General features: G+C 58.8%; 21 protein-coding genes and 2 pseudogenes. 12 read left to right on the top strand and 11 right to left on the bottom strand.

All coding sequences use genetic code 11. The features are described from left to right. Positions 1-101: 101 nt before the first annotated feature. The gene (locus tag ACOERD_RS25195) at positions 102-641 is read left to right on the top strand and encodes a ZrgA family zinc uptake protein (RefSeq protein WP_419740879.1); all 540 of its coding nucleotides are present in this window, start codon (positions 102-104) and stop codon (positions 639-641) included. 403 nt (positions 642-1,044) lie between these two features. On the opposite strand, the gene ACOERD_RS25190 is transcribed toward ACOERD_RS25195, so the two are convergent. Continuing rightward, positions 1,045-2,226 carry an ISNCY family transposase gene (locus ACOERD_RS25190; RefSeq protein WP_419737631.1) on the bottom strand — a complete coding sequence of 394 codons (1,182 nt, stop codon included), beginning with the start codon at positions 2,224-2,226 and terminating at the stop codon, positions 1,045-1,047. A gap of 209 nt (positions 2,227-2,435) precedes the next feature. Further along, positions 2,436-3,386: a GlxA family transcriptional regulator gene (locus ACOERD_RS25185; protein WP_419740878.1), complete on the bottom strand. Its 951-nt coding sequence runs from the start codon at positions 3,384-3,386 to the stop codon at positions 2,436-2,438. Between the two features lie 163 nt (positions 3,387-3,549). Here ACOERD_RS25185 and ACOERD_RS25180 point away from each other — a divergent pair, with 163 nt between their 5' ends. From ACOERD_RS25180 to ACOERD_RS25165, 4 genes are read left to right on the top strand one after another with little or no spacing between them, the layout of a single operon-like run. Further along, entirely contained in the window at positions 3,550-4,260 is a 711-nt protein-coding gene (locus ACOERD_RS25180; RefSeq protein WP_419740877.1) for a GntR family transcriptional regulator, read from the top strand. A 7-nt stretch (positions 4,261-4,267) separates the two neighbouring features. Continuing rightward, complete coding sequence (locus ACOERD_RS25175; protein ID WP_419740876.1) at positions 4,268-5,197, top strand: dihydrodipicolinate synthase family protein; 930 nt, start codon at positions 4,268-4,270, stop codon at positions 5,195-5,197. A gap of 3 nt (positions 5,198-5,200) precedes the next feature. Next, positions 5,201-6,724, top strand: a complete 1,524-nt coding sequence (locus tag ACOERD_RS25170) for an aldehyde dehydrogenase (protein ID WP_419740875.1) — start codon at positions 5,201-5,203, stop codon at positions 6,722-6,724. Then, a complete protein-coding gene (locus tag ACOERD_RS25165; protein WP_419740874.1) occupies positions 6,721-8,061 on the top strand; it encodes an NAD(P)/FAD-dependent oxidoreductase in 1,341 nt (446 codons plus the stop codon). The genes ACOERD_RS25170 and ACOERD_RS25165 overlap by 4 nt, the downstream gene beginning before the upstream one ends. A gap of 136 nt (positions 8,062-8,197) precedes the next feature. On the opposite strand, the gene ACOERD_RS25160 is transcribed toward ACOERD_RS25165, so the two are convergent. From ACOERD_RS25160 to ACOERD_RS25150, 3 genes and pseudogenes are all read right to left on the bottom strand, one after another. Then, complete coding sequence (locus tag ACOERD_RS25160; RefSeq protein ID WP_419740873.1) at positions 8,198-9,760, bottom strand: trimethylamine methyltransferase family protein; 1,563 nt, start codon at positions 9,758-9,760, stop codon at positions 8,198-8,200. 126 nt (positions 9,761-9,886) lie between these two features. Further along, positions 9,887-10,063 (bottom strand): annotated as a pseudogene (locus ACOERD_RS25155) (BCCT family transporter); the annotation flags it as partial. Positions 10,064-10,174: 111 nt separating this feature from the next. Continuing rightward, positions 10,175-11,917, bottom strand: a pseudogene (locus tag ACOERD_RS25150) (IS1634 family transposase). Here ACOERD_RS25150 and ACOERD_RS25145 point away from each other — a divergent pair. Beyond that, the gene (locus ACOERD_RS25145) at positions 11,910-12,164 is read left to right on the top strand and encodes a hypothetical protein (protein ID WP_419740872.1); all 255 of its coding nucleotides are present in this window, start codon (positions 11,910-11,912) and stop codon (positions 12,162-12,164) included. The pseudogene ACOERD_RS25150 and the gene ACOERD_RS25145 overlap by 8 nt on opposite strands. A gap of 6 nt (positions 12,165-12,170) precedes the next feature. Here ACOERD_RS25145 and ACOERD_RS25140 read toward each other — a convergent pair whose 3' ends face one another. Further along, the gene (locus ACOERD_RS25140; RefSeq protein WP_419740795.1) at positions 12,171-13,994 is read right to left on the bottom strand and encodes a BCCT family transporter; all 1,824 of its coding nucleotides are present in this window, start codon (positions 13,992-13,994) and stop codon (positions 12,171-12,173) included. A 471-nt stretch (positions 13,995-14,465) separates the two neighbouring features. Between ACOERD_RS25140 and ACOERD_RS25135 the strand changes: the two genes are divergently transcribed. Beyond that, positions 14,466-15,875, top strand: a complete 1,410-nt coding sequence (locus ACOERD_RS25135; protein WP_419740871.1) for a flavin-containing monooxygenase — start codon at positions 14,466-14,468, stop codon at positions 15,873-15,875. Between the two features lie 122 nt (positions 15,876-15,997). Here the strand turns inward: ACOERD_RS25135 and ACOERD_RS25130 are convergent, their stop codons facing one another. Together ACOERD_RS25130 and ACOERD_RS25125 are read right to left on the bottom strand one after the other, a co-directional pair. Then, positions 15,998-16,345 carry a hypothetical protein gene (locus ACOERD_RS25130; protein ID WP_419740870.1) on the bottom strand — a complete coding sequence of 116 codons (348 nt, stop codon included), beginning with the start codon at positions 16,343-16,345 and terminating at the stop codon, positions 15,998-16,000. 97 nt (positions 16,346-16,442) lie between these two features. Continuing rightward, positions 16,443-18,185 (bottom strand): IS1634 family transposase, encoded by a 1,743-nt coding sequence (locus ACOERD_RS25125; RefSeq protein WP_419737624.1) that lies wholly within the window; start codon positions 18,183-18,185, stop codon positions 16,443-16,445. Here ACOERD_RS25125 and ACOERD_RS25120 point away from each other — a divergent pair. Further along, on the top strand, positions 18,178-18,345 hold the full coding sequence (locus tag ACOERD_RS25120; RefSeq protein WP_419740869.1) for a hypothetical protein: 168 nt from the start codon (positions 18,178-18,180) through the stop codon (positions 18,343-18,345). The two genes, ACOERD_RS25125 and ACOERD_RS25120, sit on opposite strands and share 8 nt — an antisense overlap. Positions 18,346-18,452: 107 nt before the next feature. Here ACOERD_RS25120 and ACOERD_RS25115 read toward each other — a convergent pair whose 3' ends face one another. Beyond that, the gene (locus ACOERD_RS25115; protein ID WP_419737624.1) at positions 18,453-20,195 is read right to left on the bottom strand and encodes an IS1634 family transposase; all 1,743 of its coding nucleotides are present in this window, start codon (positions 20,193-20,195) and stop codon (positions 18,453-18,455) included. Between ACOERD_RS25115 and ACOERD_RS25110 the strand changes: the two genes are divergently transcribed. Beyond that, positions 20,188-20,355, top strand: coding sequence for a hypothetical protein (locus tag ACOERD_RS25110; protein ID WP_419740869.1), 168 nt, complete (start codon positions 20,188-20,190; stop codon positions 20,353-20,355). The two genes, ACOERD_RS25115 and ACOERD_RS25110, sit on opposite strands and share 8 nt — an antisense overlap. Before the next feature lie 107 nt (positions 20,356-20,462). Here ACOERD_RS25110 and ACOERD_RS25105 read toward each other — a convergent pair whose 3' ends face one another. Beyond that, the gene (locus tag ACOERD_RS25105) at positions 20,463-22,205 is read right to left on the bottom strand and encodes an IS1634 family transposase (protein WP_419737624.1); all 1,743 of its coding nucleotides are present in this window, start codon (positions 22,203-22,205) and stop codon (positions 20,463-20,465) included. On the opposite strand from ACOERD_RS25105, the gene ACOERD_RS25100 reads away from it, so the two are divergent. Beyond that, entirely contained in the window at positions 22,198-22,521 is a 324-nt protein-coding gene (locus ACOERD_RS25100) for a hypothetical protein (protein ID WP_419740868.1), read from the top strand. The genes ACOERD_RS25105 and ACOERD_RS25100 overlap by 8 nt on opposite strands. Here the strand turns inward: ACOERD_RS25100 and ACOERD_RS25095 are convergent. Beyond that, a complete protein-coding gene (locus tag ACOERD_RS25095) occupies positions 22,448-23,338 on the bottom strand; it encodes an ISNCY family transposase (RefSeq protein WP_419740867.1) in 891 nt (296 codons plus the stop codon). The two genes, ACOERD_RS25100 and ACOERD_RS25095, sit on opposite strands and share 74 nt — an antisense overlap. 41 nt (positions 23,339-23,379) lie before the next feature. Here ACOERD_RS25095 and ACOERD_RS25090 point away from each other — a divergent pair, with 41 nt between their 5' ends. Together ACOERD_RS25090 and ACOERD_RS25085 are read left to right on the top strand one after the other, a co-directional pair. Continuing rightward, positions 23,380-23,514 carry a hypothetical protein gene (locus tag ACOERD_RS25090; protein ID WP_419740866.1) on the top strand — a complete coding sequence of 45 codons (135 nt, stop codon included), beginning with the start codon at positions 23,380-23,382 and terminating at the stop codon, positions 23,512-23,514. 1 nt (position 23,515) lies between these two features. Continuing rightward, positions 23,516-24,499: an alpha/beta fold hydrolase gene (locus tag ACOERD_RS25085; RefSeq protein WP_419740865.1), complete on the top strand. Its 984-nt coding sequence runs from the start codon at positions 23,516-23,518 to the stop codon at positions 24,497-24,499. Positions 24,500-24,523: the final 24 nt, after the last annotated feature.

Here is a 24,523-nt window from a genome sequence, read left to right as displayed (position 1 = left end):
ATCCCCATATCTGGTGGGTCTGATACACGCCGTCGCGATTGCGCTGTGTTCGTATAAAGTTAGAATAATCCATGTGATTCTATTGCGAGTGGTGTGAGTTCATGAAGTGGTTGAGTGCTTCGATCGGTTTGTGTGCAGCAACCGTCCAGGCATGGGCAGGGGATCAGGTGCCCGCGCAGAGTGCTGCTGCGGGAACATTGGATATTGCCTTTGAGGAAACACAATTCAGTGTGTCTTTGGCGGTCCCGAGCGAGGATATACTGGGGTTTGACCATCGCGCAGCAGATGACGCGGATCGGTCCGCGGTCGCGGATGCTATTTCGTCCTTGTCAAAGCCGTTAACCCTTTTTGTTGTCCCTGAACAGGCTGGCTGCGCCACGGCGTCGGCTAATGTGTCTTTGACGGGCGAAGGGCTTGGGTCGGATGCAGACGCGGTGGGCGCGCCCGAGTTTCTGGCCGAGTATGTGATTCAGTGTTCGGACATGGCCGCTCTGGACACGATTGAGTTCGCGTATTTCGAGCGTTTTGATCAAGTTTCGAAGCTCGATATCACCGCATCGTCGCAGGGTGCTACGCGGCGCGTCCATGTGACCTCGCAGTCGCCGGTTCTCGATGTCTCGGCCTTGCAAGGCGCGGACTGACTTCGTATCCCTGCCTTTTTGAGAGGTTTTCGACAGTGTGGGTCGACCGGCAAAAAGGACAAGCTCGAATGCCAGATCGGAATCACCTATGGCCTGAGCGGGCGAGTGGGTCCTTATGAGTGAACAAAACGCTCAACTCTGATCTGGAATCTGATCAAATTCCGCAAAATTAATGTTTATGGCAGAAAGAAACCTCAATCTGACATGATCTAGCAATACTTGTGCCAACATTCGGGAATACCACCACACTATCCTACCGAGGTGTGTCGAGAACATTCTGAATTGTCCGGTGTAGGTAACATGCCAATTGTCCGCTTCAGTTGATTGCGCGGTGGCCCAATTCGGAGGGAGCCGTAGGCGACCGTAGATTTGGGCCACCGCGTTCGCGCCACGTCGAAGCGGGTCACGCGACTTTGTGTTTGCTATCCTCCTGTGTGATGGGTGATCCGTCAGGCTGGTAGCGGCCAATGCATCTCGGGCCGTGGAAGATGACCAGTTGACCATCGGGGTATTCGTGGACCCTGACCTTCGCCTTGACGAAATGATGACGGTGCCTGTCTGCCGCGATCTGCATGACCAGGCCCTTGTAGCGCACCGTATTGTCGTTGCCGACGACGCGGTCTTCCTGCACACACAGGGTGTCGCGCACATTGCCTGTAAACGGCACGAAGGCCGAGGTCGTATCCTCCGGCTCCTTTGCAAACAGGGCATTGTGTTCGGGAAGATAGACCTCTTTCAGGAACTGATTGGCCTCTTCAATGGTTGTGATCCCATGGGACCGCAGTTCCTGCGGCAATCGGTTCTGGAACGTGCCAAACATGCGTTCAGACCGTCCACGGGCCTGCGGTGAATAGGCCGGGATCAGCTCAATGCCGAGTTGCTGCAAGGCGCGCCCGACCTGGGTCAGATTGTCCTTGTCCACTTTGCCGCCCGCTTCGGGCGTATGCCAGTAATGAGAGCCCCGATCGGCATAGAGCGAGCAAAACAGACCTTGCGCCTCGATCACCTCTGTCAGCCCCTGAAAACTGCTCATCGTCCCTTCTTCCTCGACAAAGAATGCCGAATAAACCCGGTTGGTGGCATCGTCCATGGTGACGATCAGATCCCACCACTGACCCGGAACCCATTCATGGCTGGAGCCGTCCTGATGCAACATCATGCCAACCATCGGACGGCGGGGCCGCTTGCGCCGATGGGCACCTCGTCGGGGTGCTGCCTGAACCCGGCCGTGGCGCTGCAGTGTAAGCCGCACCCAGTTGTAGCTCTGTGTGAAACCATGGTGGGCCACCAGCTTCTCGTGGAAATGCTTCGGCGTGTAATCCCAGTACTTGGTATCAAACAGTTCAAGCATCTCCATGACCTTATCCGTGGCAACACGATTGTTGGCCAGTTTGCCAAGCCGACGGTCGTACAGACCTTCTGCACCATCCGCCTCAAATCGATCCTCCCAACGCCTGACGGTGCGCACGGATACACCCAGTATCTCAGCCGCCTGTTCTTGCGTCAGCTTGTTCGCGCTTCGCCGCGAATACACATCTTCAAACTTCATCAGTCGAACTTCCTGTAACACTTCTGCTCGGTTCATAACGCCTCCTCTCAGAGACAGAATAGAACCGGACAGATCGCATGTTACATACACCGGACATATCGCGTGTTAGCGACAACTATCCTACCGAGGTGTTGACTAGTCCGATTTTAATGAGGGGGTTCTCGAAGGGATCGGGGGATGAGCGTGGATGTGCCCAGTTTCGGGCAGATCAGGGCGCTCTCCCCCAGCTGTGGGATCGCTTTACGTCAGTCAATCTTGTTGCGCTGTGCGTGAGGCGTGACGCCAAAACTCAGGCGAAACACGCGTGAGAAATGGCCTGGATTCTCAAACCCGCATGCCATGGCGACCTCAGTCACCGAGGCCTCGGTTTGCAACAGCAGTTTTTGCGCGCGCTCCAGCCGCATCTCCATAAAGTACTTTTTGGGCGAGGTATTCAGGTATTTGCCGAATAGCCGTTCGAGCTGCCGTGTCGAAATGCCAAGTTTATCTGCAATCGCAGAGGGTGAGACCGGCGTTTCGATGTTGTTGCGCATGACCTCAATCGCTTTGGCCAGATGGATGTTGCGCATGCCGTTTCGCGATTGCAGGGAAACGCGCTGTTTGGCCGTGGCGTTGCGCACGGCGTTGTAGACCATCTGATCGGCCACATCCATGGCCAGCGCGACCCCGTGGTCTCGTTCGATCAGGTGCAGCATCAGGTCGGCGGTCGCAGTGCCGCCCGAGGCGGTGATGTGCTTTTCGTCGGCCACAAATACGCTGCGCACCAGGTTCACATCGGGAAAGGCCTCGGTGAAGGCGTCATGGTATTCCCAGTGAATGGCGGCCTGCATTTCGTTCAGAAAACCGGCCTCGGCCAAAAGCCAAGCGCCCGAACAGAGCGCGCCGATCGCCGTTCCTCTTGCCCGTTCACGCCGCAGCAAAGCCAGCAGAGGTTTGGAGGCGTGGTTCCGCATGTGGATGCCAGACAGCACGAAAATCTGATCAGATTTGGGCAGGCTATCGAATCCGCCATTCACTAGTGTCACCGACCCGTTGGAGCAGACAGCGTGTTCACCATGCTCAGACACAAAAGACCAGTTGTAGAGATCCTGCCCGCTGACCAGGTTGGCGATCCGCAAGGGCTCGACCGCGCAGGAAAACGCGAGGTGCGAGAACTCCTCGATCAGAATGAAAGTGATGTGGCTGGGATCGGGCATGGCGGTCTTTGCGCTTCCGGGCTGCTGGTTGGTTTCGACACTATTCGCAGGTTGCCTATGCTGCACGAAAATTAATTGTATACAAGTTGTATTTTAATCGCATACAACACCCATGGCTGGGCGATCTCGATTCGCCAAGTGGCCGCGGCAAAGGGATAGGCGGATGAAGGACGAAGCGCGTTCGCGCAAATCTGAGCTTGCAGAACACCTCAAGGTCTCGATTCTGACCTTGCGGCTACAACCCGGCGCGGATCTGGATGAAGCGCATCTGTCCGAAGCTTTCGGCCTGTCGCGAACCCCGCTGCGCGAAGTGTTTCGGCAGTTGGCCGGTGAGGGATATCTGGATCAGCGCGCCAACCGCAGCACGCGCGTATCCGAGATGTCGCATACCACGCTGCGGGATTTCTTTCTGGCGGCCCCGATGGTGTATGGCGCCATCCTGAGGTTGGCCGCGCGCAACGCCATGCCACATCAGATTGAGGCATTGAAAGATGCCCAGCGGTCCTTTTGTTCGGCTTTGCAGTCGGGCTCGGCCGAGGATCGCGCGCTGGCCAATAACCGGTTTCACGATGTCACGGGGCAGATGTCCGGTAATGTATATCTGTTGCCGTCGTTCAATCGCCTGTTGATCGACCACGCCCGGATCGGGATGACCTTTTACAGACCGCGCAACACGGGTCTGACCGAAAACCTGACTGAAGCCAGCCGTCAGCACGACGCCATCATCGCCGCCATCGAGGCGGGCGATGAGGCGGCTGCTGCGCAGCTAGCCGAGGATCACTGGAACCTGTCTCGCGATCAGATTGAGCTGTTCGTGATGCCTGATGCGTTGGATGTCCCGATGGGCATCCCGCCTCTTTCGAAACCTGCATGAGGACGGAATGAACCCGATTTTCAAGTTTGAGGGGATCTACACCCCTGTGGTCACGCCCTATCACGAGGATGGCAGCGTGAATTGGGACGCTTTGTCCGACGTGATCGAATACCTGATCACCAGTGGCGTTCACGGGCTGATCTCGGGCGGCTCGACGGGCGAAAACTATGCCCAGACCGTTGAAGAGCGGCTGGAGCTGGCCAAGTTCACGCACGCGCAGTTGAAAGGCCGTCTGCCTCTGGTCGTTGGGACCGGAGCGATGCTGACGCCGGACTCGATTGCGCTGGCCTCGGGGGCGCGTGAGATCGGAGCAGATTCGATCCTGCTGGCAAGCCCGCCCTATTCGGTGCCCACCGACCGGGAAAACGCGCTGAACGCGCTGGCCATCGACAAGGCCGCTGACCTGCCGGTGATGCTGTATAACTACCCGCACCGCACCGGTACGATGATGGGCGAGGAATTCCTCGACCGTGTGGGCCGCAGCCGGAATTTCTGTGGCATCAAGGAAAGCTCGGGAGATATCAACCGGGTCCATCTTTTGGCGCGCGACTACCCGCATATCCAGCTGGGTTGCGGCATGGATGATCAGGCGCTGGAGTTCTTCGCCTGGGGCGCGCCCTTCTGGGTGTGCGGCGGGTCGAACTTCCTGCCGGAAGAGCATGTGGCGCTGTACAACGCCTGCGTGATCGAAGGAGATTTCGCCAAAGGCCGCCGGATCATGAGCGCGATGATGCCTCTGATGCGGGTGCTGGAGCAGGGCGGCAAGTTCATCCAGACCATTAAACATGGCGTCACCATGAACAGCATTGAGGCGGGCGCAATGCGGGCTCCGCTTAAGGGGCTGAACAAGGATGACAAGCGGGCGTTGGAACAGGTGACCCGCGTGTTGAAGAAAACAATCGCTGATATCGTAGCTGAAAAGAAAATTGGGGGCTAAGGCATGGAATTGCTGACACAGGACGAATACAAATCCATCGCCGCAGACCTGACTCTGCCGACCGGAGCATTCATTGACGGCGCGTACCGCCCGGCGATCTCTGGCGAGACGTTCGAAACGGTGAACCCCGCGACCGGTGAAAAGCTGGCTGACATCGCCGCTTGCGGTGCTGCGGATGTTGATTTCGCGGTCGAGAAAGCGCGCGAAGCCTTTGACGACGGGCGGTGGTCGAAACTGCACCCTTCGGAGCGCAAGGACGTTTTGATCCGGCTTTGCAAATTGATGACCCGCAATGCCCGCGAACTGGCCGTGATGGAGAGCATCGATAGCGGCAAGACCATCTATGACTGCGAAACCGTGGACGTGCCCGAAACGATTCACTGTCTGAAATGGCACGCGGAAGCGATCGACAAGATCTACGATCAGGTCTCACCCGCCAACGATGACCATATCGCCATGGTCGTGCGTGAGCCGATTGGCGTAGTGGGTCTGGTGCTGCCGTGGAACTTCCCGCTGCTCATGCTGGCCTGGAAAATCGGACCGGCTCTGGCGGCTGGGTGCTCGGTCGTTGTGAAGCCCGCAGCAGAGACCTCGCTGACCGCGCTGCGTTTGGCCGAACTAGCAATGGAGGCAGGTCTGCCGCGTGGCGTTCTGAACATCGTCCCCGGCGGCGGTGCCGCGGTGGGTGAACCGCTCGGGCGGCATATGGATATCGACATGGTCTCGTTCACCGGTTCGACCGTGACCGGCAAGCGGTTCTTGACCTACTCGGCTGAAAGCAACGCCAAAGAGGTCGTGCTTGAGATGGGCGGCAAGAACCCCGCCATCGTGATGGATGACGCCGAAAACCTGGATCGCGTGGCCGCGCATATCGTAAATGGTGCGTTCTGGAACATGGGCGAAAACTGCTCGGCCTCGTCCCGGTTGATCGTGCACAAGGATGTTAAGGCCGAGTTGCTGGAACGCATCGCCCATCACGCCAAACAGTGGAACATTGGCGACCCGCTGGACCCGGAAACCCGTATGGGCGCGCTGGTCAGCGAAGGGCACTATGACAAAGTGTGCGGCTATCTGGATCAGGCCGAGAACGTGGTGATCGGGGGCAAGGCCGACTCTGTTCAATCTGGCGGCAAAGCCGCCGGGGGCTTCGTCGAGGCAACCGTGGTCGAAGTCTCGGGCAACGACGCCACTCTGGCGCGCGAGGAGATCTTTGGCCCCGTCCTGTCGGTGATTGAGGTCTCGGGCTTTGATGAGGCCATCAAAATTGCCAATGATACCGAGTATGGCCTCTGCGCCTCGATCTTCACGGCCAACGCGAAACGCGCGATCCGGGGTGCTCGGGCGATCCGGGCTGGCACTGTCACGGTGAACAGCTTTGGCGAAGGGGATATCACCACGCCCTTTGGCGGCTACAAGCAGTCCGGCTTCGGCGGGCGCGACAACTCGGTCCATGCGCATGATCAGTACACCCAGTTGAAAACCATCTGGATTGATCTGGCCGATGATGCGGATGAGGCCGTCGATTGAGCGCATACTCAGTACGCAAACTGCCAACCCATCGCGGCCCTGCGGCCTGGAGCGCCATCCTCGGCGCCCAACCGCCCGCGGTGGAGTTGGACAAGTATCTGACGGCTGATGTCGTGGTCGTCGGCGCCGGCTTTGCCGGTTTGTCGGCGGCGCGGCGTCTGACCCAATTGGACCCTAAGGCGCGTGTGGTCGTGCTTGAGGCCGGTCGCGTGGCCGAAGGGGCCGCGGGGCGAAACTCGGGCTTCATGATCGATCTGCCGCACGACCTGGCATCGGCTGACTATGCCGGAGCGGGAGATGACAAGACCATGATCGCGCTCAACCGGCAGGCCATCGCATTCGCGCGGTCCGCCGTTGAGCAATACCAGATCGACCGCAACTTTTTCGACGAAGTGGGCAAGGTCAATGGAGCGGCAGGCGACACGGGCCATGCGCACAATGTCAGCTACGCGAGGCATTTGGAAACCTTGGGCGAAACCAGCGTGATGCTGGACCCCTCGCAGATGCGTGAACTCACCGGATCGCGGCACTATCAATCGGGCCTTTTCACGCCCGGAACCGTCATGCTGCAACCGGCGGGCTATGTTCGGGGGATGGCGGCTGGGTTGGCCGGGGATGGGGTTGCTATTTTCGAAAACTCGCCCGTTCTTGGGTTTGAAAAACGCGGCAGCGATTGGATGGTGCGGACTGCGAAAGGCACCGTAAGCACCGGCAAGATCATCTTGACGGTCAACGGCCATCTGGAAAGCTTCGGGATCGAACGTGACCGGTTGATGCAGCTGTTCCTCTTTGCCTCGATGACGCCGGAGTTGGACTCCGATGCGCTGGCCCGTTTGGGCGGGCAGCCGCGCTGGGGCGTGACGCCCTCGGACCCGATGGGGACGACCATGCGCAGGATTGACGCTGGCCAGGGCGGCAATCGCATTGTCACCCGGACCTGTGCAGCGTTGCGCCCGGGCATGAGTGCAACCTCCCGCGATCTGGCGCGCGCGGCCAAAGTGATGCAGCGCAAATTCGATCAGCGGTTCCCTCAACTGGCGGGACTGAGGATGGAACATCAATGGGCTGGTCACCTATGCCTCAGCCTCAATGGTGTCTCTGTCGCCCGAGAGATCGAGGCGGGTGTTTATTCCGGTTGCGTTCAGAACGGGCTGGGCACCGCACGCGGGAATCTGACCGGGATCGCAGCGGCGGAGAGGGCCTGTGGCCACAGTTCCGACATTACAAGTTTTTTCGAAGCCGAAGACATCCCAAAACGCCTGCCGCCCCAGCCATTCCGGGAAATCGGGGCGAATGCCGTGTTGCGTTGGAAAGAATGGCGCGCGCGGGATGAATGAGTATGGCGGGCTCAACCGAGCCTGCCGACATTGAGCGGCCCGAGACACGCACGTTCTTTCGCCTGTTGTGACTTTAACGGTTTTGCAAAAAAAAGGCCCGCCCTGAATGGTGGGCGGGCCAGTAGGGGAGTTGGTATCAGTAGGTCTGGTTCAACTCATCCGCTGCCGGAATTTCCCGTTCCCGACGCGCGATATAGTCCAGAAGCTCTTCGTTCTTAGCCTCGTCCAGCTTTGGTTCCTGATACTCGGCCAGCAGTTTCTTGGCGTGTTTGAGGGCGCGTTCCGTGATCTCAACGCTGCCTTCAGCCTGCCATTGCTCGATCGAGTTGTTGTCGAAGAGCTCGGGCATGAAGAACGCTGTCTGGAAGTTGTCCTGCGTGTGCGGATGGCCCAGATAGTGACCGCCCGGGCCGACATCCGGAACGGCGGCCAGTGCCTGATCGAAGTCGCCCCATTTGGGACCTTCCGCCATGCGATAGGCCATCGCGCATTGTTCCGAATCCACGATAAACTTGGCGACCGAGCAATGCATACCGGCCTCGTTCCAGCCCGCCGAGTGCCAGATGTAATTCGCCCCGGCATGCAGAACAGCGCTGAGTGTCGTGGCAGACTCGTAGCCAGCCTGTGCGTCAAACGTCTTGGCGCCGCCCAACGTGTTCGAGGTGCGCCAGGGAACATCATAGAATCGCGCCATCTGACCGATCATGAAGTTCATCAGGCTGATCTCGGGCGTGCCAGCCATCGGCGCGCCGGATTTCATCGACACGGTCGACAGGTAGTGACCCCAGATCGCGGGCGTTCCTTTGCGGACCACCTGCGTATAGGCCAGCGCTGAAAGCGCCTCGGCCGTCAATTGCGCCACAGTGGCAGGCACGGAGGCAGGCGTGTTAGCGCCCCCCAGAACGAAGGGCGAGCAGAGGACCGGCTGATTGCGGCGGCAGAAAGCACGCATCGCACCTAACATGGTCTCATCCCAGACCAGAGGGCTGTTGCCGTTGCAGTTGCCGGTGGTCACGGGGTGGCTATCGATGAACTCATCCCCAAACAGGATAGCGCACAAATCCATCACGTCCTCGGCATTCTTGGGCGAGGTGGTCATGCCCATGAACATCTTGTCCGAGTATTTCATTGAGGAATAAGTAATGCGCAGGTGGCGTTGGCTGATCGGGTGATCATAAGGCTCGACAATATGGTGGGCCGAGCTGTGCAGTGCGGGCATCATATGGCTGAGCTTGTGGAACATCGCCAGATCTTCCAGCAGCGGATTGCGGCGCACATCATCCAGATCGCGCAGGAACGGCGCGCCGGTCATCGGCACAAAGACTGAATGCTTGCCGCCTAGCTTGACGTTGTTGGCCGGGTTGCGCGCGTGATAGGTGAACTGTGCCGGAATGGTCGAAATCAGCTCTCGCACCATGTTGCGGTCCAGATAGACCAGTTCCCCGTCAACCTTGGCACCGGCCTTCTTCCAGTCCTCCAACGCGATCGGGTCGCGGAACTGAACGCCGACATTTTCCAGAATGTCCATGGCGGCATTGTCGATCATCTCGACCTGACTGCCGTCCATCACCTCGCATTCGGGGATGTCGCGGGTCAGGCCGGGGAGCATTTCAAAGTTCGGAGCTGTGCGTTGCGCGCGCCGCGCCGCGCGGCCTCCGGAACGTGATTGGGTTCGAATATTCAAAGGGCAATCCTCCATCTTGGAACCAAAATGACGGATTCGCGGCGCGCTGACCTCTCTGATAGCGATATGTGCTTGCAGGATGCGACACGCAAAAGCGCCGCCCTTTTGGGCGGCGCTTGGATTGTTTGGGTTTAGGTGCGTTTATTCTGCGGCCTGCGTTGTGGCGGCGTGTTTGTCACGTTGGCCATCGCGGAACAGCGCCTTGGCGAGGGAGACCATCATCAGGCCCATCACCATGGTAAACGGCAGTGCGCCGATGATCATCGCGTTGCGCAGAGCGTCCAGCGGGTTGTTGTCCCCCGCCGCAAGGATCAGCGCCTGACTTCCGACATTTTTTCGTATAAGTCATTGATATTATTATGCCTTGGTTGCCAAAAGGCACTACACGGACTTTTTTCGCCAGCGATTGTTTCGGAGTGTTGAGGGAGCTCAGGCTTTGGTCTGGCCAGTTTTTCGGGTGCGCCCGGGGGGTATCTTGAAAGGGGCTTCGTTCCAGGTCAGGCCGACGCAGGTGAGGATGCGTCTGGCATCGACCGTGGCATGGCTTGGCATGCCGTAGCGGTCAGGGGTGCCTTTGTGGCGCAGGATCGAGAGCTGCAATGCGTTCAACTCGTTGCGGATACGAGCCGGGCTCATCGGGTGTCCGAGCAGGTCCAGATGCTTGCGCAGGTGCTGCAGGCAGCAGAAGGCCATGTAGCAGATGGCGATATGGGCCCGGACCCGACGCGGCGACCAGTGATAGATGGGCCGGATTTTCAGATCGTGCTTGTTGGTGCGGAAGCAGGCTTCGATCTCCCACAACTGGTGATAGCGGGCAATGACGTCCTGTGCCTCCAGTTCGTCCGCACCATGAACAACAATGGCATGCAGCCCGTCCCATTGTGCCGCTGCCTTGATCTTTGCATCATCCAGCGTGACGTCCCCGCTGTCGGGGAAGGCCAGGAAGCGGCCATATCCCCGGCTGCTGAAGCTGCCGGGTTTGCGAGAGCGCTTGAGCTTCTTGTGCAGCTTTTCGATTGCCTTGTCGCGCTTGTGGGCATCATTGCGTGCCCGGGTGGGTGACTAGGTCACAATGACCCGCGCTCCCTCCTGGTCGATCACCTTGTACCAGCCCTTCTCGGTTGCCTCTTCAGAACCGTGTCCAGCCCAAGGCTGGCGTCCCTCCGGGCTCAAAATGTTCGCCTTCACGGCGGCCGGGGCGGACTTCATGCGATAGCCGAGGATGTAGGGCAGACCCTTGTTCTGCAACATCTGCTGGTTGTCCTTGCTGAGCATGGCGGCATCGGCCACGAACGTGACCCTGGCCACGTCGAAGCGTCCCTCCAACGCCTTCAGCGCAGCTTCCAGCGTATGACCTTCCCAGGTGTTTCCCGGGAAGAGTTCATAGCCCACAGGCAGCCCATCGGAGGTGACGATCAGCGCCAGCATGACCTGAGCGCGGTGATGCTTGCCATCCTTGCTGAAGCCCTTGGCCAGAAGATGATCCTGCTCGACCCCGTCCGCATCCTCGGCCGGGTCCTCGCGCTCGGTGTCAAAGGCCAGGGTCGTGCAATCGTAGAACAGCACGGTCACTGGCCCGCCCAGCAACTTCTCTGCCGCCGCGTGAGAGGTTTTGCAAATCCCGTCTATCACCGGCGTATTGATGTAATCCATGCTCCGATAGACCACGTCCAGATTGAGCGTGATGCCTGCCTGGTTCTCCAACGCCTCCACGGTCGCGCGCTTGCTCTCGGGCTGTGCGATCCGCGCCATAACCAGCTCTTTCACAATGCGATTGGCACTTTTACGCGCCGCCCCCAGAAGGGCCCCCCAACCCAGTTGGTCATACATCGTCCCCATGACATCCCGCAGACCCAGAGAGACCCGCGCCTCCTCACGGCACTCGGCAAGATCAACGCCAAGCTTGTCCGGCCGCGGAGCGCGGCGCACCAGCGCCTGCAGATCGGCATATTCCGTGGGCGTGAACAGTTCCATTTGCGGCGAGCGATCAATGCGTAATTGCTCCATCAAGCGGCCCGCCAGACGCTTGATATCCTCAATCTCGCTGTCGTTATGGGCCACACCCACATGGCGCAGGATCTTCTGGCGTACCTTGGAGCCGGTGCGGACGGATTCAACGATCTGGATCCGTGTGCGGTTGAGCTTTGCGTCATGTTTGGTGCGGATGAACATGGGCGAAGAGGTTAGCCATCTGAAGGCCCATGTCAATACTTTTTATAATAATGGGGCACTACAACGCGCCTCTGAGCAACCACACCTGAAAACAAACCAAAAACCCAGTCAGATCAACAAAAAGGTCGGAAGTCAGGAAATGACGGATTCGCGGCGCGCTGACCTCTCTGATAGCGATATGTGCTTGCAGGATGCGACACGCAAAAGCGCCGCCCTTTTGGGCGGCGCTTGGATTGTTTGGGTTTAGGTGCGTTTATTCTGCGGCCTGCGTTGTGGCGGCGTGTTTGTCACGTTGGCCATCGCGGAACAGCGCCTTGGCGAGGGAGACCATCATCAGGCCCATCACCATGGTAAACGGCAGTGCGCCGATGATCATCGCGTTGCGCAGAGCGTCCAGCGGGTTGTTGTCCCCCGCCGCAAGGATCAGCGCGCCGATCACAGCTGTCAGGATCAGACCCCAGATGATGCGGTGCTTGATGCCCGTCTCCTGGCTGCCGCCCGACATGATCGTGTTCATCACCAGGATGCCCGAATCCGCCGAGGTCACCAGGAAGGTCATGATCAGCACAACGCACATCACGTTCAGCATCGACAACAGACCACCGTCGATCATGTAGGACAGCGTCACGAACAGCTTGTTGGTGTTCGATGCCCCGATGATCGCGCCTCCGGCTTCACCGGCCAGTTCCAGATCGATCGCGGTGCCACCCAGAACGGTCATCCAGGCAAAGCAGACCAGCGCCGGTGCGAAGACGCAGCCCAGGATGAACTCGCGAACCGAACGGCCCTTGGAGATGCGCGCCAGGAACAGGCCAACAAAGGGCGAGAACGCAATCCACCAGGCCCAGTAGAACGTGGTCCAGCCAGCTTGCCAGCCAAACTGACGACCCTGCTCACCGGCGGCATAGGCCGCGGCCAGAGTGGCCTCGTCGAGTTCCGCTGCCGCGCCTTCCAGACCGCTCTTGAAGCCGTCAAAGCTGCCCCAGGCATTGGTCGCGCCACCCATCAGGGCATCCGCATGGGCCTGAGCCTCGGCCGGCAGAGCCGCCGCAAACGCCTCGGTCGAGAGCGGGCCATAGGCGTTAAAGCTCAGCGACAGGAAGTGCAGGATGTAATCCACCATCGCGGTGCCATAGGTGGTCATCGCAAAGATGAACGAGCCGAAGACGACAAATGTGCCCAGCAGGATGATCGACAGCACCAGGTTCAGGTTCGACAGGTACTTAACACCGCGGCCAACACCCGACACAGCCGAGATGATCGACAGGCCCATGATCACCAGCAGACCTGCAATCAGGCCAACCTTCGACGGGGTCGGCACTTCGCCGCCCAGATCCATGACCCACTCCATCCCGGTGATCGCATAGACACCGTCGATGAACTGGCTGATGCCATAGCCGATGGTCACCGACACACCCAGGATCGTTGCCACAACGCCCAGAACGTCGACCACATGGCCCAGGAAGCCGTTCATCAGCTTGCCGAACAGCGGCGTCAGCGCCGAGCGGATGGTCAGCGGCATGTTGCGCGTATAGGCGTAATAGGCCAGCGACAGGCCGGTCACCACGTAGATCGCCCAGGCGTGGAAGCCGTAGTGCAGATAGGTGTAGCGATAGGCCGACTGGACCGCCTCGGGCTCATTGCCAGGCACGTCGCCCGCAACAACCACAGGGTTCGAACCCCACAGGCCCAGAGGCTCGGCGGTGGCGAACACCATCAGGCCCACACCCAGACCGGCGCCAAACATCATCGAGAACCACGAGAAGTTCGAGAACTCGGGCTTTTCGCCGGGCGTGCCCATCACCCGCTTGCCGGTGGACGGAAGCAGCGCAACGATGGCCAAAAAGAAGAAGAACAGGCCCACAATGATGATGTAAAAGCTGTTGAAGACCTCCAGAAGCTGAGAGTTCCAGCTGCCCAGAGTGCTGTTCGCGTTCGCCGGAAAAATCAGCGCCCAAAGCACAAGGGCTACCATCACACCCTTACTGATCAGCGCAATCGGAACGCTGTTATTCTCATAAAAACCGCTATCCGCAGTCTTAATGTCCAAATCCGTAAACGGTTCTTTAATCGACATCAATTTCCTCCGTGTTGTCGATTTGATAGGGTGGAAGGCCGTTCTATTTGCTGGCTCTTCTCTTATGTTTTTGCGGTGATCGCACCGGTCGTTCAGGCGCGCGGCTTTAAACCCTGACCCACTCAGGTTCTGTCGCGCCTTGAATTTTTCCTTGTGATTTCGATGTTAAACGGACACCGAATAGGCGTCTTTGGTTATGTGGGTTGGTTGGGAAGGCTAGACACTCTTTGCGTGTGTGGTGCTCCGGATTCCGACCTTTTCGGTCGCAATGACGACGGATTCTGCGAGCCTTATTGCCAAAAAGGGGCGTTTTGACTGATCGAATTCGTCGAAAACGACATAGTGGCACGTCACACTCAGCGTATGCGAGTGCTATTTGGCGGCATTACCCAACGGGACGCTGTTCAGGGCGCCGCCTGCGCTTATAGTCTTTGCCAATACACTCTGGTCGTCTTGAAGAGGGGTGAGGGCGTGGATCACAATGTCGATATGCTGATCATCGGGGCCGGGTTTTCCGGGTTGACCATGGCGCTTGAGGCGCGCAAACGTGGCCTCCGCAACATCGCTATTCTGGAAAAGGCTGGTGATATCGGCGGGACATGGCGCGAGAATACCTATCCCGGTGTTGCCTGTGATATCCCCTCGCACCTTTATTCGATGGCCACGCACTTAAACCCGAACTGGAGCCGCGCCTATGCGGGAGGGGCCGAAATTCAGGCTTATTTGCAAGATGTTGCGCGCAAGGAAGGCCTTTACGACCTCTGTCATTTTCAGCAGGAGTTGAAGTCGGCCAAATGGGATGGCGCGCGCTGGCACGTCGAAACGCAGTCGGGGCAAATCTGGTCGGCGCGGTTTCTGGTTTCGGCCATCGGTGCGCTGCATCATCCCAGTATTCCGGACATTCCAGGGGCCGAAAGCTTTCCGGGCCCGACGTTTCATTCGGCGCATTGGGATCACAACGCTTCAGTCGCGGGTAAGCGCGTGGCGGTGGTCGGCACGGGCGCCTCGGCGGTACAATTCGTGCCAGAGATCACCAAAACGGCCCGCCATGTCACGATTTTCCAACGCAGCGCGCCTTATGTTCTGCCGCGTCCTGACGGCCCGATCGCGCCTTGGGTTCGCAGGCTTAACGCGCGGATTCCTTTGTTGCCGCGACTGCGGCGCAAGCTGATCTTCGCGGTTTTTGAATACCGCCATCGAGTGTTCCGCGGCGATCCGAAAATGGTGCAATACGCCATGAAGTTGTGGCGAAAAGAGCTTGAACGCGCGATCTCAGACCCTGCCGAAATCGAGAAGCTGACGCCAAATTACCGGATTGGCTGCAAGCGGATCCTCAGTTCTAACGATTGGTATCCGGCGCTTGCGCGCGACAATGTCGACGTTATACCGCAAGCAGTCCGTTCGATTGAAGGAGACAGGATCATCGCAGCCGACGGCGGCGAAACGCAGGCTGACATCCTGATCTGGGGCACTGGTTTTCACGTCACCGATATGGTCGAACGCCTCGACATCACTGGGACAGGTGGGCAGACATTGCGCAATGCATGGGCAAGGGGGATGCAAGCCAATCTGGGTACTGCCATCGCAGGATTTCCGAATTTCTTTATCCTGCTTGGGCCTCATACGGGCCTCGGCCACAACTCGGTCGTGCTGATGATTGAGGCGCAGGTCGGCCATATCGGTCGCGTTCTGGACGGGATGCAAAGCCAAGGGCTGGAGGTGGTTGTTCCCGACCCCGCACGGCAAGCTGCGTTAACCAAGGAAATGCAGGACCGTCACACCGATAGTGTCTGGCAGGTCGGAGGGTGCTCGTCGTGGTATCAAGACGCCGAAGGGCGCAACACGACTCTGTGGCCCGGAACGGTGTCGAGAACATTCTGAATTGTCCGGTGTAGGTAACATGCCAATTGTCCGCTTCAGTTGATTGCGCGGTGGCCCAATTCGGAGGGAGCCGTAGGCGACCGTAGATTTGGGCCACCGCGTTCGCGCCACGTCGAAGCGGGTCACGCGACTTTGTGTTTGCTATCCTCCTGTGTGATGGGTGATCCGTCAGGCTGGTAGCGGCCAATGCATCTCGGGCCGTGGAAGATGACCAGTTGACCATCGGGGTATTCGTGGACCCTGACCTTCGCCTTGACGAAATGATGACGGTGCCTGTCTGCCGCGATCTGCATGACCAGGCCCTTGTAGCGCACCGTATTGTCGTTGCCGACGACGCGGTCTTCCTGCACACACAGGGTGTCGCGCACATTGCCTGTAAACGGCACGAAGGCCGAGGTCGTATCCTCCGGCTCCTTTGCAAACAGGGCATTGTGTTCGGGAAGATAGACCTCTTTCCTGACTTCCGACATTTTTTCGTATAAGTCATTGATATTATTATGCCTTGGTTGCCAAAAGGCACTACACGGACTTTTTTCGCCAGCGATTGTTTCGGAGTGTTGAGGGAGCTCAGGCTTTGGTCTGGCCAGTTTTTCGGGTGCGCCCGGGGGGTATCTTGAAAGGGGCTTCGTTCCAGGTCAGGCCGACGCAGGTGAGGATGCGTCTGGCATCGACCGTGGCATGGCTTGGCATGCCGTAGCGGTCAGGGGTGCCTTTGTGGCGCAGGATCGAGAGCTGCAATGCGTTCAACTCGTTGCGGATACGAGCCGGGCTCATCGGGTGTCCGAGCAGGTCCAGATGCTTGCGCAGGTGCTGCAGGCAGCAGAAGGCCATGTAGCAGATGGCGATATGGGCCCGGACCCGACGCGGCGACCAGTGATAGATGGGCCGGATTTTCAGATCGTGCTTGTTGGTGCGGAAGCAGGCTTCGATCTCCCACAACTGGTGATAGCGGGCAATGACGTCCTGTGCCTCCAGTTCGTCCGCACCATGAACAACAATGGCATGCAGCCCGTCCCATTGTGCCGCTGCCTTGATCTTTGCATCATCCAGCGTGACGTCCCCGCTGTCGGGGAAGGCCAGGAAGCGGCCATATCCCCGGCTGCTGAAGCTGCCGGGTTTGCGAGAGCGCTTGAGCTTCTTGTGCAGCTTTTCGATTGCCTTGTCGCGCTTGTGGGCATCATTGCGTGCCCGGGTGGGTGACCAGGTCACAATGACCCGCGCTCCCTCCTGGTCGATCACCTTGTACCAGCCCTTCTCGGTTGCCTCTTCAGAACCGTGTCCAGCCCAAGGCTGGCGTCCCTCCGGGCTCAAAATGTTCGCCTTCACGGCGGCCGGGGCGGACTTCATGCGATAGCCGAGGATGTAGGGCAGACCCTTGTTCTGCAACATCTGCTGGTTGTCCTTGCTGAGCATGGCGGCATCGGCCACGAACGTGACCCTGGCCACGTCGAAGCGTCCCTCCAACGCCTTCAGCGCAGCTTCCAGCGTATGACCTTCCCAGGTGTTTCCCGGGAAGAGTTCATAGCCCACAGGCAGCCCATCGGAGGTGACGATCAGCGCCAGCATGACCTGAGCGCGGTGATGCTTGCCATCCTTGCTGAAGCCCTTGGCCAGAAGATGATCCTGCTCGACCCCGTCCGCATCCTCGGCCGGGTCCTCGCGCTCGGTGTCAAAGGCCAGGGTCGTGCAATCGTAGAACAGCACGGTCACTGGCCCGCCCAGCAACTTCTCTGCCGCCGCGTGAGAGGTTTTGCAAATCCCGTCTATCACCGGCGTATTGATGTAATCCATGCTCCGATAGACCACGTCCAGATTGAGCGTGATGCCTGCCTGGTTCTCCAACGCCTCCACGGTCGCGCGCTTGCTCTCGGGCTGTGCGATCCGCGCCATAACCAGCTCTTTCACAATGCGATTGGCACTTTTACGCGCCGCCCCCAGAAGGGCCCCCCAACCCAGTTGGTCATACATCGTCCCCATGACATCCCGCAGACCCAGAGAGACCCGCGCCTCCTCACGGCACTCGGCAAGATCAACGCCAAGCTTGTCCGGCCGCGGAGCGCGGCGCACCAGCGCCTGCAGATCGGCATATTCCGTGGGCGTGAACAGTTCCATTTGCGGCGAGCGATCAATGCGTAATTGCTCCATCAAGCGGCCCGCCAGACGCTTGATATCCTCAATCTCGCTGTCGTTATGGGCCACACCCACATGGCGCAGGATCTTCTGGCGTACCTTGGAGCCGGTGCGGACGGATTCAACGATCTGGATCCGTGTGCGGTTGAGCTTTGCGTCATGTTTGGTGCGGATGAACATGGGCGAAGAGGTTAGCCATCTGAAGGCCCATGTCAATACTTTTTATAATAATGGGGCACTACAACGCGCCTCTGAGCAACCACACCTGAAAACAAACCAAAAACCCAGTCAGATCAACAAAAAGGTCGGAAGTCAGGGGGAAGATAGACCTCTTTCCTGACTTCCGACATTTTTTCGTATAAGTCATTGATATTATTATGCCTTGGTTGCCAAAAGGCACTACACGGACTTTTTTCGCCAGCGATTGTTTCGGAGTGTTGAGGGAGCTCAGGCTTTGGTCTGGCCAGTTTTTCGGGTGCGCCCGGGGGGTATCTTGAAAGGGGCTTCGTTCCAGGTCAGGCCGACGCAGGTGAGGATGCGTCTGGCATCGACCGTGGCATGGCTTGGCATGCCGTAGCGGTCAGGGGTGCCTTTGTGGCGCAGGATCGAGAGCTGCAATGCGTTCAACTCGTTGCGGATACGAGCCGGGCTCATCGGGTGTCCGAGCAGGTCCAGATGCTTGCGCAGGTGCTGCAGGCAGCAGAAGGCCATGTAGCAGATGGCGATATGGGCCCGGACCCGACGCGGCGACCAGTGATAGATGGGCCGGATTTTCAGATCGTGCTTGTTGGTGCGGAAGCAGGCTTCGATCTCCCACAACTGGTGATAGCGGGCAATGACGTCCTGTGCCTCCAGTTCGTCCGCACCATGAACAACAATGGCATGCAGCCCGTCCCATTGTGCCGCTGCCTTGATCTTTGCATCATCCAGCGTGACGTCCCCGCTGTCGGGGAAGGCCAGGAAGCGGCCATATCCCCGGCTGCTGAAGCTGCCGGGTTTGCGAGAGCGCTTGAGCTTCTTGTGCAGCTTTTCGATTGCCTTGTCGCGCTTGTGGGCATCATTGCGTGCCCGGGTGGGTGACCAGGTCACAATGACCCGCGCTCCCTCCTGGTCGATCACCTTGTACCAGCCCTTCTCGGTTGCCTCTTCAGAACCGTGTCCAGCCCAAGGCTGGCGTCCCTCCGGGCTCAAAATGTTCGCCTTCACGGCGGCCGGGGCGGACTTCATGCGATAGCCGAGGATGTAGGGCAGACCCTTGTTCTGCAACATCTGCTGGTTGTCCTTGCTGAGCATGGCGGCATCGGCCACGAACGTGACCCTGGCCACGTCGAAGCGTCCCTCCAACGCCTTCAGCGCAGCTTCCAGCGTATGACCTTCCCAGGTGTTTCCCGGGAAGAGTTCATAGCCCACAGGCAGCCCATCGGAGGTGACGATCAGCGCCAGCATGACCTGAGCGCGGTGATGCTTGCCATCCTTGCTGAAGCCCTTGGCCAGAAGATGATCCTGCTCGACCCCGTCCGCATCCTCGGCCGGGTCCTCGCGCTCGGTGTCAAAGGCCAGGGTCGTGCAATCGTAGAACAGCACGGTCACTGGCCCGCCCAGCAACTTCTCTGCCGCCGCGTGAGAGGTTTTGCAAATCCCGTCTATCACCGGCGTATTGATGTAATCCATGCTCCGATAGACCACGTCCAGATTGAGCGTGATGCCTGCCTGGTTCTCCAACGCCTCCACGGTCGCGCGCTTGCTCTCGGGCTGTGCGATCCGCGCCATAACCAGCTCTTTCACAATGCGATTGGCACTTTTACGCGCCGCCCCCAGAAGGGCCCCCCAACCCAGTTGGTCATACATCGTCCCCATGACATCCCGCAGACCCAGAGAGACCCGCGCCTCCTCACGGCACTCGGCAAGATCAACGCCAAGCTTGTCCGGCCGCGGAGCGCGGCGCACCAGCGCCTGCAGATCGGCATATTCCGTGGGCGTGAACAGTTCCATTTGCGGCGAGCGATCAATGCGTAATTGCTCCATCAAGCGGCCCGCCAGACGCTTGATATCCTCAATCTCGCTGTCGTTATGGGCCACACCCACATGGCGCAGGATCTTCTGGCGTACCTTGGAGCCGGTGCGGACGGATTCAACGATCTGGATCCGTGTGCGGTTGAGCTTTGCGTCATGTTTGGTGCGGATGAACATGGGCGAAGAGGTTAGCCATCTGAAGGCCCATGTCAATACTTTTTATAATAATGGGGCACTACAACGCGCCTCTGAGCAACCACACCTGAAAACAAACCAAAAACCCAGTCAGATCAACAAAAAGGTCGGAAGTCAGGGGGAAGATAGACCTCTTTCCTGACTTCCGACATTTTTTCGTATAAGTCATTGATATTATTATGCCTTGGTTGCCAAAAGGCACTACACGGACTTTTTTCGCCAGCGATTGTTTCGGAGTGTTGAGGGAGCTCAGGCTTTGGTCTGGCCAGTTTTTCGGGTGCGCCCGGGGGGTATCTTGAAAGGGGCTTCGTTCCAGGTCAGGCCGACGCAGGTGAGGATGCGTCTGGCATCGACCGTGGCATGGCTTGGCATGCCGTAGCGGTCAGGGGTGCCTTTGTGGCGCAGGATCGAGAGCTGCAATGCGTTCAACTCGTTGCGGATACGAGCCGGGCTCATCGGGTGTCCGAGCAGGTCCAGATGCTTGCGCAGGTGCTGCAGGCAGCAGAAGGCCATGTAGCAGATGGCGATATGGGCCCGGACCCGACGCGGCGACCAGTGATAGATGGGCCGGATTTTCAGATCGTGCTTGTTGGTGCGGAAGCAGGCTTCGATCTCCCACAACTGGTGATAGCGGGCAATGACGTCCTGTGCCTCCAGTTCGTCCGCACCATGAACAACAATGGCATGCAGCCCGTCCCATTGTGCCGCTGCCTTGATCTTTGCATCATCCAGCGTGACGTCCCCGCTGTCGGGGAAGGCCAGGAAGCGGCCATATCCCCGGCTGCTGAAGCTGCCGGGTTTGCGAGAGCGCTTGAGCTTCTTGTGCAGCTTTTCGATTGCCTTGTCGCGCTTGTGGGCATCATTGCGTGCCCGGGTGGGTGACCAGGTCACAATGACCCGCGCTCCCTCCTGGTCGATCACCTTGTACCAGCCCTTCTCGGTTGCCTCTTCAGAACCGTGTCCAGCCCAAGGCTGGCGTCCCTCCGGGCTCAAAATGTTCGCCTTCACGGCGGCCGGGGCGGACTTCATGCGATAGCCGAGGATGTAGGGCAGACCCTTGTTCTGCAACATCTGCTGGTTGTCCTTGCTGAGCATGGCGGCATCGGCCACGAACGTGACCCTGGCCACGTCGAAGCGTCCCTCCAACGCCTTCAGCGCAGCTTCCAGCGTATGACCTTCCCAGGTGTTTCCCGGGAAGAGTTCATAGCCCACAGGCAGCCCATCGGAGGTGACGATCAGCGCCAGCATGACCTGAGCGCGGTGATGCTTGCCATCCTTGCTGAAGCCCTTGGCCAGAAGATGATCCTGCTCGACCCCGTCCGCATCCTCGGCCGGGTCCTCGCGCTCGGTGTCAAAGGCCAGGGTCGTGCAATCGTAGAACAGCACGGTCACTGGCCCGCCCAGCAACTTCTCTGCCGCCGCGTGAGAGGTTTTGCAAATCCCGTCTATCACCGGCGTATTGATGTAATCCATGCTCCGATAGACCACGTCCAGATTGAGCGTGATGCCTGCCTGGTTCTCCAACGCCTCCACGGTCGCGCGCTTGCTCTCGGGCTGTGCGATCCGCGCCATAACCAGCTCTTTCACAATGCGATTGGCACTTTTACGCGCCGCCCCCAGAAGGGCCCCCCAACCCAGTTGGTCATACATCGTCCCCATGACATCCCGCAGACCCAGAGAGACCCGCGCCTCCTCACGGCACTCGGCAAGATCAACGCCAAGCTTGTCCGGCCGCGGAGCGCGGCGCACCAGCGCCTGCAGATCGGCATATTCCGTGGGCGTGAACAGTTCCATTTGCGGCGAGCGATCAATGCGTAATTGCTCCATCAAGCGGCCCGCCAGACGCTTGATATCCTCAATCTCGCTGTCGTTATGGGCCACACCCACATGGCGCAGGATCTTCTGGCGTACCTTGGAGCCGGTGCGGACGGATTCAACGATCTGGATCCGTGTGCGGTTGAGCTTTGCGTCATGTTTGGTGCGGATGAACATGGGCGAAGAGGTTAGCCATCTGAAGGCCCATGTCAATACTTTTTATAATAATGGGGCACTACAACGCGCCTCTGAGCAACCACACCTGAAAACAAACCAAAAACCCAGTCAGATCAACAAAAAGGTCGGAAGTCAGGAGGTTAGCCATCTGAAGGCCCATGTCAATACTTTTTATAATAATGGGGCACTACAACGCGCCTCTGAGCAACCACACCTGAAAACAAACCAAAAACCCAGTCAGATCAACAAAAAGGTCGGAAGTCAGGGGGAAGATAGACCTCTTTCAGGAACTGATTGGCCTCTTCAATGGTTGTGATCCCATGGGACCGCAGTTCCTGCGGCAATCGGTTCTGGAACGTGCCAAACATGCGTTCAGACCGTCCACGGGCCTGCGGTGAATAGGCCGGGATCAGCTCAATGCCGAGTTGCTGCAAGGCGCGCCCGACCTGGGTCAGATTGTCCTTGTCCACTTTGCCGCCCGCTTCGGGCGTATGCCAGTAATGAGAGCCCCGATCGGCATAGAGCGAGCAAAACAGACCTTGCGCCTCGATCACCTCTGTCAGCCCCTGAAAACTGCTCATCGTCCCTTCTTCCTCGACAAAGAATGCCGAATAAACCCGGTTGGTGGCATCGTCCATGGTGACGATCAGATCCCACCACTGACCCGGAACCCATTCATGGCTGGAGCCGTCCTGATGCAACATCATGCCAACCATCGGACGGCGGGGCCGCTTGCGCCGATGGGCACCTCGTCGGGGTGCTGCCTGAACCCGGCCGTGGCGCTGCAGTGTAAGCCGCACCCAGTTGTAGCTCTGTGTGAAACCATGGTGGGCCACCAGCTTCTCGTGGAAATGCTTCGGCGTGTAATCCCAGTACTTGGTATCAAACAGTTCAAGCATCTCCATGACCTTATCCGTGGCAACACGATTGTTGGCCAGTTTGCCAAGCCGACGGTCGTACAGACCTTCTGCACCATCCGCCTCAAATCGATCCTCCCAACGCCTGACGGTGCGCACGGATACACCCAGTATCTCAGCCGCCTGTTCTTGCGTCAGCTTGTTCGCGCTTCGCCGCGAATACACATCTTCAAACTTCATCAGTCGAACTTCCTGTAACACTTCTGCTCGGTTCATAACGCCTCCTCTCAGAGACAGAATAGAACCGGACAGATCGCATGTTACATACACCGGACATATCGCGTGTTAGCGACACTCTGTGGCCCGGAACGGTTGCAGAATTCCAAAAACGCATGGCACAATCCGGGTTAGAGCAATACGCTCCGGTTCCAGCCGCAGGCAGCGAGGTTTGATATGACGACGCTTTTTATTCTACTGGCCGTCTTCGCGGCGTTTCTGCTGGCGATGAATCTGTGGACTCGCAGCCTGATGCGGGAGGGGCTGAAAACCGTTCCGCAGATGGGGCAAATCCTGCCGGTGCGCGGTGGGCGTATTCACTACGTCGAAAAAGGCGACCCGAATGCGCAGACCATCGTGATGATCCACGGGCTCGCAGGGCAATTACAGCACTATACCTACGCGCTGGTCGACAAACTGGCCGAGGAGTACCACGTCATCGCCCTTGATCGACCGGGATGCGGGTATTCCACTCGAGACAGCGCCGATTTGGCCCGTCTGCCAGAACAGGCGCGGATGATTGCCGAGTTTCTTGAGGCCAAAGAGGTCTCTGGCGCGACACTGGTTGGGCATTCGCTGGGCGGAGCGGTGTCACTCGCGATGGCGCTGGACTTTCCTGAAAGGGTAGGCGGGCTGGCGCTGCTTGCCCCTTTGACCCAAAAACTGCCGGGGACGCCGACGGTTTTCAAACCGTTGGAGATTCGCACGCAATGGCTGCGACGCTTGATTGGCAACACGCTGGCCGTTCCCATCGCAGCAAAAACCGCACCGCATACATTGGGCGCAGTGTTCGATCCGGAAACGCCGCCTTCGGATTTTCTGGATCGCGCGGGCGGCGCCCTTGGCCTGCGCCCCTCGGCCTTTGTCACGGCGTCCGAGGATGTGATCGGCGTTGATCTCAGCATCTCCGAGCAAGTCGCCCGCTATGATGCGCTCCGGACGCCGGGTGCCATCCTCTACGGCACCGAGGATGCAATCCTGTCCGCCCCTCACCACGGCCCGCCGATGGAGCGCTTTGGGCTGGGATACGAGGTGATTGAAAGGGCAGGGCACATGATCCTGATCACCGAGCCTGACCGCTGCGCCGCTTTCATCGCCGGTGTTGCCTCTGGGATTGCAACGGGTGCTGCTCTGCCGCAGGAGGGGCAGCCGACGAACTGAAAGAATCCGCTAGTCGGGGGTGTT

The organism is Ruegeria sp., from assembly GCF_965199275.1.
Taxonomy (GTDB): Bacteria; Pseudomonadota; Alphaproteobacteria; order Rhodobacterales; family Rhodobacteraceae; genus Ruegeria.
Note: the sequence above shows the minus strand (reverse complement) of the source record. Positions and strands in the feature narration are given on the sequence as shown.

What these genes read in the sequence shown, in the direction of transcription:
- ACOERD_RS25195 (WP_419740879.1), top strand. Translation starts at nt 102, where the DNA reads ATGAAGTGGTTGAGTGCTTCGATCGGTTTGTGTGCAGCAACCGTCCAG.
- ACOERD_RS25190 (WP_419737631.1), bottom strand. Translation starts at nt 2,226, where the DNA reads ATGAACCGAGCAGAAGTGTTACAGGAAGTTCGACTGATGAAGTTTGAA.
- ACOERD_RS25185 (WP_419740878.1), bottom strand. Translation starts at nt 3,386, where the DNA reads ATGCCCGATCCCAGCCACATCACTTTCATTCTGATCGAGGAGTTCTCG.
- ACOERD_RS25180 (WP_419740877.1), top strand. Translation starts at nt 3,550, where the DNA reads ATGAAGGACGAAGCGCGTTCGCGCAAATCTGAGCTTGCAGAACACCTC.
- ACOERD_RS25175 (WP_419740876.1), top strand. Translation starts at nt 4,268, where the DNA reads ATGAACCCGATTTTCAAGTTTGAGGGGATCTACACCCCTGTGGTCACG.
- ACOERD_RS25170 (WP_419740875.1), top strand. Translation starts at nt 5,201, where the DNA reads ATGGAATTGCTGACACAGGACGAATACAAATCCATCGCCGCAGACCTG.
- ACOERD_RS25160 (WP_419740873.1), bottom strand. Translation starts at nt 9,760, where the DNA reads ATGGAGGATTGCCCTTTGAATATTCGAACCCAATCACGTTCCGGAGGC.
- ACOERD_RS25145 (WP_419740872.1), top strand. Translation starts at nt 11,910, where the DNA reads ATGAACATGGGCGAAGAGGTTAGCCATCTGAAGGCCCATGTCAATACT.
- ACOERD_RS25140 (WP_419740795.1), bottom strand. Translation starts at nt 13,994, where the DNA reads ATGTCGATTAAAGAACCGTTTACGGATTTGGACATTAAGACTGCGGAT.
- ACOERD_RS25130 (WP_419740870.1), bottom strand. Translation starts at nt 16,345, where the DNA reads ATGTCGGAAGTCAGGAAAGAGGTCTATCTTCCCGAACACAATGCCCTG.
- ACOERD_RS25120 (WP_419740869.1), top strand. Translation starts at nt 18,178, where the DNA reads ATGAACATGGGCGAAGAGGTTAGCCATCTGAAGGCCCATGTCAATACT.
- ACOERD_RS25125 (WP_419737624.1), bottom strand. Translation starts at nt 18,185, where the DNA reads ATGTTCATCCGCACCAAACATGACGCAAAGCTCAACCGCACACGGATC.
- ACOERD_RS25110 (WP_419740869.1), top strand. Translation starts at nt 20,188, where the DNA reads ATGAACATGGGCGAAGAGGTTAGCCATCTGAAGGCCCATGTCAATACT.
- ACOERD_RS25115 (WP_419737624.1), bottom strand. Translation starts at nt 20,195, where the DNA reads ATGTTCATCCGCACCAAACATGACGCAAAGCTCAACCGCACACGGATC.
- ACOERD_RS25100 (WP_419740868.1), top strand. Translation starts at nt 22,198, where the DNA reads ATGAACATGGGCGAAGAGGTTAGCCATCTGAAGGCCCATGTCAATACT.
- ACOERD_RS25105 (WP_419737624.1), bottom strand. Translation starts at nt 22,205, where the DNA reads ATGTTCATCCGCACCAAACATGACGCAAAGCTCAACCGCACACGGATC.
- ACOERD_RS25095 (WP_419740867.1), bottom strand. Translation starts at nt 23,338, where the DNA reads ATGAACCGAGCAGAAGTGTTACAGGAAGTTCGACTGATGAAGTTTGAA.
- ACOERD_RS25090 (WP_419740866.1), top strand. Translation starts at nt 23,380, where the DNA reads ATGTTACATACACCGGACATATCGCGTGTTAGCGACACTCTGTGGCCC.
- ACOERD_RS25085 (WP_419740865.1), top strand. Translation starts at nt 23,516, where the DNA reads ATGACGACGCTTTTTATTCTACTGGCCGTCTTCGCGGCGTTTCTGCTG.